We start from the raw sequence: 11,260 nt of genomic DNA, 5'->3' as shown, positions 1-11,260 counted from the left end.
TATATTGTGCGCTTACATCGTAAACACAGGCGACATACCGCTGTCTTGTCCACTCATTAGCAACAAGCCAATTAATACGAGTAAAACACCACCAAATAGCTGTAAATAATGACCTGCGGCTTTTAGTGACGCACTGTTATTCTTGTTACCTGCTGCCAAATAGCGTTTTACCAAGTTCTTGCCTGTTAGTGTCATTATTGCAATCGAAGAGGTCGTGAACGCGGTACCTACTGCCATGGCGAAGGCACTCAACACGCCCATCCAATATAGTCCGACCATATTCGCGAACAACAGAACCATAATGGCACCTGTACATGGCCTGACTCCAATAGTAACGATGATTCCTGCGTATTCACGGAGCGTTGAAGCTTTGTTTATCGCGTCTGCATCGGCAACATGCTGGTGGCCGCATCCACAGTCGGCATGAGAATGATCTGCGTGAGAGTGCTCTGCAGATTGTAATGCGCTAGATGGGTTCAGCATTATTGAACCAGCAGATACTGATGAGCTAAGTGCCATTGGTGATTGGTCTGAAATCGAAGATCGAGCAGACATTGGCGAAGACGTATCAGCCGCTAATGTGGTGATGGCTTTCACTTTCAACTTTGGCTTACGCATCGTTGTATAGATGTTTTTCAGAGCTTTCCAACAGATCAAAGCACCCACTACCGCGACTAACGCAAAGCTTAACGAGACAAACATATTAGCCTTGTCATTCACCACTCGCATTGACGCGCTAAAGCCCCATAGCAATGCACTTACCAGTAAGATAGCAACTAGAGCTTGTAAAAACGCAGAGACAACTGTGAGCACGAGACTCGCTTTCGCCTTAGTAGGGTGAGTCGCTAAGTAAGTAGACACGATAACCTTGCCGTGGCCTGGGCCTAAAGAGTGAAGCACGCCGTAGACGAAGCTGAATCCGATGAGGTAGCTGCCTGCGCCCCAAGGGTTAGACTTGGCTTCATAGAGTAGGTCAGCAAGTTCTGAGTTAACTTCTCTTTGCCATTGGATACTAGAGATAACCAATGATGGCCACATAGACCACAATTGGTATGCGCCGACAGCAACCAGCAATAAAGCGCCAATACCAATGAGGTAGTAATTTGTTTTGATTTGATTTTTCTGCATTTAACAAGAACCTGTATCAGAGACCTTTCTCATTGAGTGAGAGGTTTAATGAGTTAAGACATTTACTGACTGAAACGAGCCGCAATGATTAAGATGCTGGAACCGCAGCACAATGAAGCTCAACCGATTGAGTAAACAGTTGGCCTAACATGTTGTCTGGATCCGCATCGGCAGGTAAAGACATCGCATAGCTCATTTGTTCAGGTGTCGGGTTTGGTTCAATGATCTCCAACTGGCATTGTCTCGCGAGTGAAGACGATAAAGTCACATCGTTATTTGAGATCCACGACATATCGACGAAATAACTCGGATCAAAAATCAGCACGCGAAGCGAGTCTCGAGTTACGTGTTTTGGTTTTGAAAGTGGCAGGTCAAAAGTGAGCACCATCTTGGCTTTGTCACGCTCAAATTTGGCATGTTCAGCCACTTGATATTTGATTGGCTCTTCACCGTCATAGAAGTAGGTGAAGTAGTGCTCGTACATCATGTTTTCGATGACGGATGCTGCAAGGTTTTTGTATGTCTCGACTTCTTTCTCTGGCGAGACATCTTCCCCGTCTAACATGTACATAGATGTCATTGCGTCAAAAGACCATTCCATTGAAAGGCCGGTGATCATGCCGTTTTCGCCCTCGATATGGGTTTTCATTTCAATCCAAGAATGCGGGTGAGCAGATAGACTCGGAGCAAAAGAGAATAATGCCAACCAAAGAGGCAAGCGCTTAATAGAACGTAAGCCCGCTGAAAAACGGCTTACATAGCGCGAAGAGAGGTGATTGAATGCGTTGGTTAGAACAAATAGCTGTTTCATGAGAACGAATGGTTATTTAGTTTAATGTTATATTATAACAACTTGTGCCATTGTTCACTTCAAAATGTAAGTTTGTTTACTTCTAAATTGTCTCAATCCATGACTGTCTGTTTGATGCTCTCATTGCCACTAAGAACTCTACAAACGGTAAATCTAATTTTTCACACGATAGTTATTGGCATATGCCAATAATGAGGCGTATTCTGAACTCCTGATCATCAATAACAGGAAGTTACCATGTTATACGCAGTACCTTGCCGCGACCTTAACGTCGGCAATCACTTTGCTCGTTCTCCTGAGATAGCCATTGTCGATGAGCGACAGCAAATCAAGCATCTTATCCCTTTGGTTGAGTCTGACAGCCCGTGCAACAAAAAGAAGCAATGGATGTCTGTCGTTAAGTCTTACGATGTGCAGGCGGTGGTGGTTCGACACATTGGGAAGAAGATGTTGGCGCACTTGTTCAACAACGATATTCGTGTTTTTTCGTCTAAAGGTAAGGCGGAAGTGGCGACTTTGGACTTCAACAATCTGCAAGAAGTGACCGATCTTGATTATGGTCGAGAGCCGCGAAATGGCGGGTGCGGTCATAGAACGTGCGGCGAAAAAGGACACAAGAACAAAGCGTCGATCCTCACGCCCAAGTTGAGCAGGTTCAGTGTTATTCGAGGTATCCGTAAATGACTTTCTTACTCACACTAATGGCTTTTGTTGGAGTTGTTGCATTAATGGCGATTGGCGTAATTTTTTCACGCAAGCCAATCAAAGGCAGTTGCGGAGGGCTCGCGCAGTTAGACATTGAGCGAGAATGCAATTGCAAGGATGTATGCGAAGGGCAAAGCAGAAAGCTGTATCAGATTACGGAGCCATCACATTAATGTTTTTTAAGAGTAGCTCGACAAGCAAAGTTAAAGCTTCGGACTATGAGCCTTGAATCACTAATGCATGGCCGTTGACGATGCACTTAGCGACTTTGGTTCGTGCACGTTTAATGATGTTGCCGAACGTTTGGCGTGACACCTGCATTTGCTCGGCGGCTTCAAGTTGGCTCAGGCCTTCTTGATCCGCTAAGCGCAAGGCTTCCAATTCTTCTAACAGCAGTTCTTCTTTATGAAGCTCATCCATAGGAACACCATTGGGCTTGAAGCAAGAGTAAGCCGCGCGGGTACATAACTGGCGATGTTTTTTTGGTCGAGCCATATCAATCTCTGGGAATCTAAGGGTAAAAAGGAATAAGGTTAAGTATGAAGGTTTTCACTCCTCACAATCATCGCCGTTGCCAAGTGTGCAGCCAAGGTTTTTTCGCAGACAGCCCCATTTGTTTTGAAGCCGTTGGCGCACATGAAGCTTTGACCAATAATGAAGCTCTAGCTAAATATGAAGCTAAAGCCAAGTGTGAAACTTTAATTAAGTATGAAGCTTTCGCCAAGATTGTACCAACAGATAAAGTCGAGGGCTACGATGGCATCATGCAGGGCGGTATTGTCACAACGTTACACGACAGCGCGATGCTGCACTGTTTGTTCCGAAACAGTATCAATGCGATGACGGTGAGTTTAACGTCTCGCTTTCATCATCCAATAGCCATTGGTCAAGAGTTAGAAGTTCGCGCTCAATGGGTCAAAAGTAGACGCAATATTCACTTCTTAGAGAGCAAAATTACTCAGAATGGGAAACTGTGTTCATCGGCACAAAGCCAGTTTATGTCAGTTTCTAACTATCAAACTTAAGCTTGGTATGGCGGTGTTGCTTTATCAGCTATAAAAGTCGAACTACGGTTTCATCATCACGGAAAATAACCCGTACGAAGAAGAGATAAACCGCGCACTGCTGCAAATTAGGGAGTCTAGGAAGTGGCGTAAAATCTTAGTCGAATATTTTGCGGATAATTAACAGAGACAGCGACACAAAGCGTAAGGTATTAGCTATCAGTCTGCTCTGATTCCAACGCTGAAACTTTGCGCTTTTTGAAATGTTTAACACCGGTCCAAACGACATAAGCGGCAACAAAAACGATCAACGCTGAGCGAAGTAGGATAGGCGCGTCATGCTCTAACTGCTTAACATGAGGGGCGATACTGGCGAACAATCGGCTGGTAAAAAGCAGCCCCATAACTAACATAATAACTTTATTCATGTGACCAGCCTTTCAATGAGTTGGGTTACACAGAACAAGTTATCGTCGAGTTAGGTTATTAAGACGACCAAGAGCGGTTCTGCTTGGAAATAAAAGCATGCGCTTCTCAAGCGCCAGCGTCAACGCGATATCAGTCTAAAGCCAGTAAGCTAAAATTTCGTTTTTGGGAGAGGGTTGTTCTGTCAGATGCAGTTTGAGCACGGGACCATTAAAGGAGTTAAGGAATCTACAATAGTTATGTCAATGTATTGGTTTATTACTAACGTAGCCGTACGCTGAGTATTGGTCAAGTTATTATCTTTGAAATTTACAACTCATTTAGAATTATCAACTTCAAAGATAATATTGCTTAACGAGCTCAGATTATTCGGATCTTACCGTGTCGGATATATCTTTTCGACTACCGATAAGGCCATGCAAAATACAAGGTTATGTTCAAGGCAGGTATACTTAATACCAACTTCTCCCGTGTTGAAATCAACGGATTTTGCGACATCTTCTTGAAAATTATCAATGACTAACTGTAATAAGCAATCCTTGTCTAATACATTCATAAGCTTTCCTAAATACAATATGGTTGCAGATGCATATTAAAGAACAGGTTCCCGTCATTATCAAGGAAAGTGAAAGAATATTTTTTCGTATAAATCACGTGTTTCTATACTACTTAATCATAATAAAATCTGAACATCTACTATATTGTGCTTTGTATTTTCCCTATCTTGAAAACCATCAATTAATAGCAAAAAACAAACCAACTATTGTGAAGGTATGAAGAACTTTTTTCGGTGAACCTGAAAGGGTGATTGACCAGTGCATGTGAGAATAGAGGGCTAGCTTACAAAGGAATATTTTTATTTCAACGATATATTAGGGTTTAATTATATAAGTGTATTAGTTTTTGGTTATAAAGTTTGAATGTAAAGGGGTTCTTAGATAAATACGCTATAGCCTTAATGCTTTTAATGTTGATTTCTCCCTCTTTATTTCTCATAAGCTAGTATTATTTTATGTTGATATGAAATTGACTGCACTTGTGCATTGTGCTTGCTCTTGGATTTGTTTATCTAACCATTGGGTAGATCTGATGTTCGTTTTACTTACATTAAAATCCAATTGAATCAATGGCTAATGGTTGGTTTTTGAATGAGAAAAGGATCAAGTGTCTTCCTTTTCAGCGCGGTGTGGCATGGATGACCCACACAACAAGTTGATTGTTATCAAGTTTAAATAGGGAAATATTATGACAGAGCAAGAGTATGATTACCCAGAGTCGTACAATCTAATTTCAGTGACAGACCCTTCCAGTAAAATCAAGTATGCAAGTCCCCATTTTAATGAAGTAGCAGGTTATCAAGAAGGAGAGCTCGTAGGTGAATATCACAACGTAGTTCGTCATAGTGATATGCCTAAAGCCGCATTTAAAGACCTATGGGGCCATATTCAGTCAGGAAGTAACTGGATGGGTATGGTGAAAAATCAACGAAAAGGTGGTGGTTATTATTGGGTTGATGCTTTTGCTTCTCCGTTAAAAGAAGATAACGAAATTGTCGAGTACCAGTCTGTTCGGTTTAAACCCAAAAGAGAATACGTTGAACGAGCAGAAAAAGCGTATGGAACTTTAAATAGAGGAAAAACACCATTCAAGCTCATGTTACCGAAAACAAGACTTTGGCAACGTCAGACGTTCATTTCAATATTGTTAATCGGGCTCGTTTATGCGCTTCACGTTAATCAATTCGTAACCTTACCGCAAATTTTGTTGTTAATTTTTATTGGTAGTTCGATATCAATTTATATCCTTACGCGTCGCTTGGAGAGCATTTGTAAAATAGCAAAATATGAATTCAACAACCCTTTAATGGAACATATTTATTTTGGCAAGGTGGACGATATCTCCGAAATTGCTCTGGGAATGAAAGTTCGGAAACAATATGCCAAAGCGTTATTAGGCAGAATTCGAATTTCGGTGAGTGATTCATGTGAAATGACCCTAAAGCAGGCGAATAAAACCGCTGAATCGAACGCAACCGTGTCTGAAAACCTTGAAAATCAAAAAACAGAAATCGATATGGCAGCAACCGCCATCAACGAAATGCAGGCGGCTTCAAGTGAAATTTCTCAAAATGCGCAAGGAACTCTCGATTCTACCTTTAGCACTCAACAGGAGCTTTTATCTTGTCAGAACGAGCTAAATCAAGTCGAAGAGAACTTCGTTGAGCTCACCAATGAATTAGACAACATATCGACAATATCGCTATCTGTGGAGAGGGAGACACAACAAATAAGCTCCGTCATCGAGATGATCAACGCGATTGCCGATCAAACCAACCTATTAGCACTGAATGCTGCGATAGAAGCCGCACGAGCTGGTGATTCAGGAAGAGGGTTTTCGGTTGTGGCAGATGAAGTAAGAGTGCTTGCTCAGAAAACACAAGAAGCAACAACAGAGATTCAAGCGGTTATCGAAAAGCTATGCACAGGCAGTGGTCAGTCAGTAACGGCTGTTCAAAACGGTACTGAAAAAGCGAAACGCACTCAAACGACGATTCAATCGACTCTAGAAAGCCTCACATTATTGAGTGAAAAGGTTCAAGGAGTGGTTGATAGGAATAATCAAATCGCGGTCGCTATTGAAGAGCAAGTTAATGTCTCAGAGGAGATTAACCAGAATATTCTTTCCATACACAGTAAAGCTGAAGCTTCTCACGACCTTATGGAAGACAGTAAAAAGCAGTATGAGCAAAGTGTACTTAGTTTGAATGAGCTAAGAAAAGGAGTGGCTCGATTTTAAACTTAATTGAGCAAGTGGTTAGCTGGTTTTGGTTATACATTCTTCAAGCTTAGAGTAGGTAATTAGGGTTGCTTTTCGAAGATGCTCGTTTAAATGAATAGCTACGCAAATAGACAGCTAAAAGGGAGCGATCTTGATGATGAGAGATTTGTTTTTCTTTGTTTATTATTCTGATTTATGATCGCATGCAATCTTAGGGGGACAAATGTCCTCCTGTTTGTTTCTGTCAGCGCAATAAGATAGGTGCTACTAAAAACAAATAATAAAGGACATCCCTATGGATCTATTCGCCCTACTTGATATCAACAATACTCTAGTCAATATCCCAATAGGGGATGGCTATGCAATGAGCTGGATCGAAGCATTCGGCACTGTGTTTGGCCTGCTTTGCATTTGGTTTGCGAGCCAAGAGAAAACCATTAACTATCTGTTCGGATTACTGAATGTCACCTTATTTGCGGTTATCTTTTTCCAAATTCAGTTATACGGACTGTTACTTCTTCAACTCTTTTTCTTCTGCGCTAACATTTACGGCTGGTACGCATGGACACGACCGAATGAGCAAGGTGAAACACTAGAAGTTCGTTGGTTGAGCCAAAATAAGCTCGTAGCAACGGCTGCAGCGTGTGCGATTTCGATTGCTTTGTTAACTATGTATATCGACCCATTCTTCTTTGCGCTAGCACACATCGCGGTTGATAGCCTGAACCTATTTGGTGCGGATTTAGCGGAGCCAGTGCTTGAACCGGATGCGTTCCCATTCTGGGATGCGACCATGACCATTCTATCTATTGTTGCTCAAGTTCTTATGACGCGTAAGTATGTAGAAAACTGGATACTTTGGATTGTGATTAATATTATCAGTGTTGGTATTTATGCGACGCAGGGCGTTTACGCCATGTCTGTTCAATACGCTATTTTGATGTTTATTGCGGCGAACGGTACTCGTGAGTGGGCTCGCACAGCTAAACGCAACAGTGATAAATCATTGACTCAAGCTACGGCTTCTTAGGAGTTAAGATGGCAAAGCAACCTCATATTGGCGTTGATGAAACGCAAATTGCTCCGTTGGTCGTTGTTTGTGGTGAGCCAGATAGAGCGAATCGCATCGCTAACTTGCTTGAACATGCTGAACTGGTCTCTGAAAACCGTGAATATCGAATTTTCACGGGTACCTATCAAGGTAAAGCGATATCGGTTTGCAGCACGGGCATTGGTGCACCTTCGATGATTATTGCAGTCGAAGAGCTTAAGTTTTGTGGTGTAACCCATATCGTCCGAGTCGGCTCTGCGGGTGCGATGCAATCTCACATAGGACTTGGTGAATTGATTGTCGCAGAAGGTGCGGTGCGCGATGAGGGTGGCTCTGCAGCTTACGTTAAACCGTCGTATCCGGCTTATGCGAGTTTTACTCTGCTTAAAGAGTTAGATAGGTTCTTGCAGCAGCAATCAACTCCTTATTATTTAGGAGCTGTGCGCTCACACGACAGCTTTTATACGGATGACGAACAGGCGATTTGTCAGTACTGGAACGGCAAAGGTATTTTAGGCGCGGACATGGAAACATCGGCACTGTTTACTGTTGGGCGCTTGAGAGGGGTTAACGTCGCTTCTATCTTGAACAATGTTGTCTTGTACGAACAAGATGTAAAAGACGGTGTTGGGCAGTATGTCGATGAAGCAAAAGTGATGATGGAAGGTGAACGACTTGCATCATTAGCGGCGTTGGAAGCGTTGTTCGCTCAGTAAAAGCCTGAACAAACGGACGATAAAAGCGATGGGTGACCGTCGCTTTTTTTATTGTTCTCTCCTTTGGTTTAAGCCGCTACAATCGCTAATAACATCAACAGCAGTTCATGCAATGAGAGACAGTCAGTATGAAGATCGCACCATACTCAAGCGGACGTTTTAAAAATTACCTAGAACAGAAAAGCTCAGAATTTAAAGCTCTCATCTACCAACACCAAGTTAGCTCGCGCTATTTTAATAAGAATGATGAAATCTTGCGCCAAGGTGAACAGCTTCAGCATCTCTATGTTGTACCTGTTGGAAAAGTCTCTATGAGTATCTCTGCGGCTAACGGGCGACGCTTTCAACTGGGGGAGGTGAATTGCGACTATCATATCTTTGGCGAGATGGAGTTCTTCACTCAAACGCCTTGCCAATGGAATGTAGTGGCAGATGAACATATGCAGGTCGATGTTATTTGTATCCAGAAACTATCAGAAGCGCTACATGAAAGTCCGGAGATGATGTTCTTTTTCGCCTCAGCACTGGCCGAAGATTACCAAGACTCGATGGGCATTTACACCAATCGCCTTTTACACTCGATTACCTACAATATCGCCTATGATTTGTTGGTGCAAAGCCAAACTAATACTGTGTTAGGCGGCTTCGATAAAGTGAACCAAGAAGCTGAACGTTTCGGCACATCGAGCAGAGTATACCGCAGAGCTGTCAAAGACTTACTCGATAAAGGCTTCATCAAAAAAGGGCAGCAAGGGTTGGAAATTATCGACCAGCAAGCACTTCAAGCCTTTATTGACTCGTACGAATAGCAAAAGAGCTTGGCACCTCTAATAATACCAAGCTCTAATGTTCTTTAATGGCTATCAATAACGAGTAAATGATAACCGATTGTTATTAAGCTTGTGCGTACATGAAGGTTCTAAAACCGCCGATTAAGTTGCGGGCCTTAAAGCCATTGTTCACCAGTTGACGATACGCAACATTACCGCGTAACCCGACTTGACAGTAAATAACGATCTCTTTGTCTTTTGGCAATTCATCCATACGGTGGCGTAATTGGTCAACAGGAATGTTGATCGCATCTTTGATAAAGCCAACATTTTCGAGTTCGCCAGGGTTACGTACATCTAGCAGGACTTGCTCGTCGGTCAGTGAGTCCATTTCATCAAAGTGAATCGGAGTGGCGTCGCCCTTAATGATGTTGTTCGCCACAAATGCAGCTTGGTTGATCACATCTTTTGCACTGCCATATGGCGGAGCGTAAGTGAGCTCTAAGTGTTGAAGCTGCTCGACCGTCATACCTGCTCGCTGGGCAACCGCCATCACATCAATTCGTTTATCGACACCATCTTTGCCCACTGCTTGCGCACCAAAGATTTTGCCTGTTTTTGGATCGAACAACATTTTGAACGATACAATCTCAGCGCCTGGGTAGTAGCTCGCGTGGCTGGCAGTATGCACATAGACTTTTTCATAGTCCACGCCCTCACGCTTCAACTGTTTTTCGTTTTTCCCTGTTGAAGCAACGGCTAGGTCGAAAATCTTACAAATAGCGGTGCCTTGTGTACCTTGATAGGTTTCATTGCGTCCGAGCATGTTGTCGGCAGCCATACGACCTTGACGGTTAGCAGGGCCTGCAAGCGGCACCAAAGTTTGTGCACCTGTGACAAAATCTTTTTCTTCGACCGCATCACCCACAGCGTAGATGTTAGGATCGCTGGTCTGCATCATTTCATTGGTGTAGATACCACCTAGTTCACCTATTTGAAGTCCTGCTTCTTTTGCCAACTTAGTCTCTGGGCGCACACCAATAGCCATGATTAAGATATCAGTGGTTAGCGATTCACCATTGCTGAGAGTCAGGTTGAGTTCACCTTCAATATGCTGGTGTTCGGTATCTTCACCAGAGCCGATGCTGGCTATATGCTCGTTCGGCACGTACTCGATAGCTTGGAGCGCAATGCCTAGTTTAAGGTCAATACCTTTCTCGCGAATTTCAGCGTGAGCAAAGCCCGCCATTTCACGGTCGACAGGTGTCATCACCTGATCCGCCATCTCAATCAGCGTGGTTTTGATTCCCAACTGGTGGAAGGCTTCCATCATTTCTAAGCCAATGAAACCACCACCCACAACCGTTGCGTGCTCGGGTTTGTTCATCTGGATGGTTTGAAGGATACGATCCATATCAGGAATGTTACGCAGCGAGTGGGTCAGCGGGTTATCAATACCAGAGATTGGAGGAACCACAGGACCAGCTCCAGGACTGAGTAACAGGAAGTCGTAGCTTTGTATATACTCGCTACCATCCAGTAGATTCTTAACCGTAACCTGTTTGCTGTGTCGGTCAATGGATACGACTTCATTCATAACACGAACATCAACGTTAAATCGGGCTAAGAAGCTCTCGGGAGTTTGTAGGAGCAGTTGACTTCGGTCCTGAATATCACCCCCGATGTGATATGGTAATCCGCAATTGGCAAAAGAGACAAATGGCCCACGCTCGAACATAATAATCTCTGCTTCTTCGCTAAGACGACGAGCTCGTGCAGCCGCTGATGCACCACCAGCTACGCCTCCGATAATTACAATTTTAGTCATTCGTATACCTATTCTTGTCTCTAAGTTTAACTTTACCAATCGC

Annotated in this window: 12 protein-coding genes and 1 pseudogene; 8 read left to right on the top strand and 5 right to left on the bottom strand. The window is 43.3% G+C overall.

The window, feature by feature from the left end; translation table 11 throughout:
- Positions 1-12: 12 nt before the first annotated feature.
- Both L1D22_RS08945 and L1D22_RS08940 read right to left on the bottom strand, forming a co-directional pair.
- A complete protein-coding gene (locus L1D22_RS08945) occupies positions 13-1,128 on the bottom strand; it encodes a nickel/cobalt transporter (RefSeq protein ID WP_239829472.1) in 1,116 nt (371 codons plus the stop codon).
- 88 nt (positions 1,129-1,216) lie between these two features.
- Positions 1,217-1,939: a DUF1007 family protein gene (locus L1D22_RS08940; RefSeq protein WP_239829471.1), complete on the bottom strand. Its 723-nt coding sequence runs from the start codon at positions 1,937-1,939 to the stop codon at positions 1,217-1,219.
- Positions 1,940-2,176: 237 nt separating this feature from the next.
- Between L1D22_RS08940 and L1D22_RS08935 the strand changes: the two genes are divergently transcribed.
- Both L1D22_RS08935 and nqrM read left to right on the top strand, forming a co-directional pair.
- Positions 2,177-2,623, top strand: a complete 447-nt coding sequence (locus tag L1D22_RS08935) for a NifB/NifX family molybdenum-iron cluster-binding protein (protein ID WP_239829470.1) — start codon at positions 2,177-2,179, stop codon at positions 2,621-2,623.
- On the top strand, positions 2,620-2,817 hold the full coding sequence (gene nqrM, locus L1D22_RS08930) for a (Na+)-NQR maturation NqrM (RefSeq protein WP_048658472.1): 198 nt from the start codon (positions 2,620-2,622) through the stop codon (positions 2,815-2,817). The genes L1D22_RS08935 and nqrM overlap by 4 nt, the downstream gene beginning before the upstream one ends.
- Positions 2,818-2,860: 43 nt before the next feature.
- Here the strand turns inward: nqrM and L1D22_RS08925 are convergent, their stop codons facing one another.
- Entirely contained in the window at positions 2,861-3,139 is a 279-nt protein-coding gene (locus L1D22_RS08925; protein ID WP_017096978.1) for a DUF134 domain-containing protein, read from the bottom strand.
- Positions 3,140-3,183: 44 nt separating this feature from the next.
- On the opposite strand from L1D22_RS08925, the gene L1D22_RS08920 reads away from it, so the two are divergent.
- Both L1D22_RS08920 and L1D22_RS08915 read left to right on the top strand, forming a co-directional pair.
- Positions 3,184-3,669 (top strand): PaaI family thioesterase, encoded by a 486-nt coding sequence (locus tag L1D22_RS08920; protein WP_239829469.1) that lies wholly within the window; start codon positions 3,184-3,186, stop codon positions 3,667-3,669.
- A 7-nt stretch (positions 3,670-3,676) separates the two neighbouring features.
- Positions 3,677-3,832: pseudogene (locus L1D22_RS08915) on the top strand (ABC transporter substrate-binding protein); the annotation flags it as partial.
- A 28-nt stretch (positions 3,833-3,860) separates the two neighbouring features.
- On the opposite strand, the gene L1D22_RS08910 reads toward L1D22_RS08915, so the two are convergent.
- On the bottom strand, positions 3,861-4,076 hold the full coding sequence (locus L1D22_RS08910; protein ID WP_239829468.1) for a hypothetical protein: 216 nt from the start codon (positions 4,074-4,076) through the stop codon (positions 3,861-3,863).
- Positions 4,077-5,319: 1,243 nt separating this feature from the next.
- Here L1D22_RS08910 and L1D22_RS08905 point away from each other — a divergent pair.
- The 4 genes from L1D22_RS08905 (at position 5,320) to L1D22_RS08890 (ending at position 9,428) form a co-directional block, all read left to right on the top strand.
- Complete coding sequence (locus L1D22_RS08905; RefSeq protein ID WP_239829466.1) at positions 5,320-6,870, top strand: PAS domain-containing methyl-accepting chemotaxis protein; 1,551 nt, start codon at positions 5,320-5,322, stop codon at positions 6,868-6,870.
- Positions 6,871-7,147: 277 nt separating this feature from the next.
- Entirely contained in the window at positions 7,148-7,882 is a 735-nt protein-coding gene (gene pnuC, locus L1D22_RS08900; protein ID WP_102535855.1) for a nicotinamide riboside transporter PnuC, read from the top strand.
- A gap of 8 nt (positions 7,883-7,890) precedes the next feature.
- Positions 7,891-8,619 carry a nucleoside phosphorylase gene (locus tag L1D22_RS08895; RefSeq protein WP_239829465.1) on the top strand — a complete coding sequence of 243 codons (729 nt, stop codon included), beginning with the start codon at positions 7,891-7,893 and terminating at the stop codon, positions 8,617-8,619.
- 128 nt (positions 8,620-8,747) lie between these two features.
- Positions 8,748-9,428: a Crp/Fnr family transcriptional regulator gene (locus L1D22_RS08890; RefSeq protein WP_239829464.1), complete on the top strand. Its 681-nt coding sequence runs from the start codon at positions 8,748-8,750 to the stop codon at positions 9,426-9,428.
- An 85-nt stretch (positions 9,429-9,513) separates the two neighbouring features.
- Here the strand turns inward: L1D22_RS08890 and L1D22_RS08885 are convergent, their stop codons facing one another.
- Positions 9,514-11,217 (bottom strand): FAD-dependent oxidoreductase, encoded by a 1,704-nt coding sequence (locus L1D22_RS08885; RefSeq protein WP_239829463.1) that lies wholly within the window; start codon positions 11,215-11,217, stop codon positions 9,514-9,516.
- Positions 11,218-11,260 lie beyond the last annotated feature (43 nt).

The sequence above is a fragment of the Vibrio sp. Isolate34 genome, assembly GCF_022397915.1.
Lineage (GTDB): Bacteria > Pseudomonadota > Gammaproteobacteria > Enterobacterales > Vibrionaceae > Vibrio.
Note: the sequence above shows the minus strand (reverse complement) of the source record. Positions and strands in the feature narration are given on the sequence as shown.

Bases quoted from the DNA above. Each gene is read 5' to 3' on its own strand.
- nqrM (WP_048658472.1), top strand. From the start codon at position 2,620: ATGACTTTCTTACTCACACTAATGGCTTTTGTTGGAGTTGTTGCATTA.
- L1D22_RS08890 (WP_239829464.1), top strand. From the start codon at position 8,748: ATGAAGATCGCACCATACTCAAGCGGACGTTTTAAAAATTACCTAGAA.
- L1D22_RS08885 (WP_239829463.1), bottom strand. From the start codon at position 11,217: ATGACTAAAATTGTAATTATCGGAGGCGTAGCTGGTGGTGCATCAGCG.
- L1D22_RS08905 (WP_239829466.1), top strand. From the start codon at position 5,320: ATGACAGAGCAAGAGTATGATTACCCAGAGTCGTACAATCTAATTTCA.
- L1D22_RS08925 (WP_017096978.1), bottom strand. From the start codon at position 3,139: ATGGCTCGACCAAAAAAACATCGCCAGTTATGTACCCGCGCGGCTTAC.
- L1D22_RS08935 (WP_239829470.1), top strand. From the start codon at position 2,177: ATGTTATACGCAGTACCTTGCCGCGACCTTAACGTCGGCAATCACTTT.
- L1D22_RS08945 (WP_239829472.1), bottom strand. From the start codon at position 1,128: ATGCAGAAAAATCAAATCAAAACAAATTACTACCTCATTGGTATTGGC.
- L1D22_RS08895 (WP_239829465.1), top strand. From the start codon at position 7,891: ATGGCAAAGCAACCTCATATTGGCGTTGATGAAACGCAAATTGCTCCG.
- L1D22_RS08920 (WP_239829469.1), top strand. From the start codon at position 3,184: ATGAAGGTTTTCACTCCTCACAATCATCGCCGTTGCCAAGTGTGCAGC.
- L1D22_RS08940 (WP_239829471.1), bottom strand. From the start codon at position 1,939: ATGAAACAGCTATTTGTTCTAACCAACGCATTCAATCACCTCTCTTCG.
- pnuC (WP_102535855.1), top strand. From the start codon at position 7,148: ATGGATCTATTCGCCCTACTTGATATCAACAATACTCTAGTCAATATC.
- L1D22_RS08910 (WP_239829468.1), bottom strand. From the start codon at position 4,076: ATGAATAAAGTTATTATGTTAGTTATGGGGCTGCTTTTTACCAGCCGA.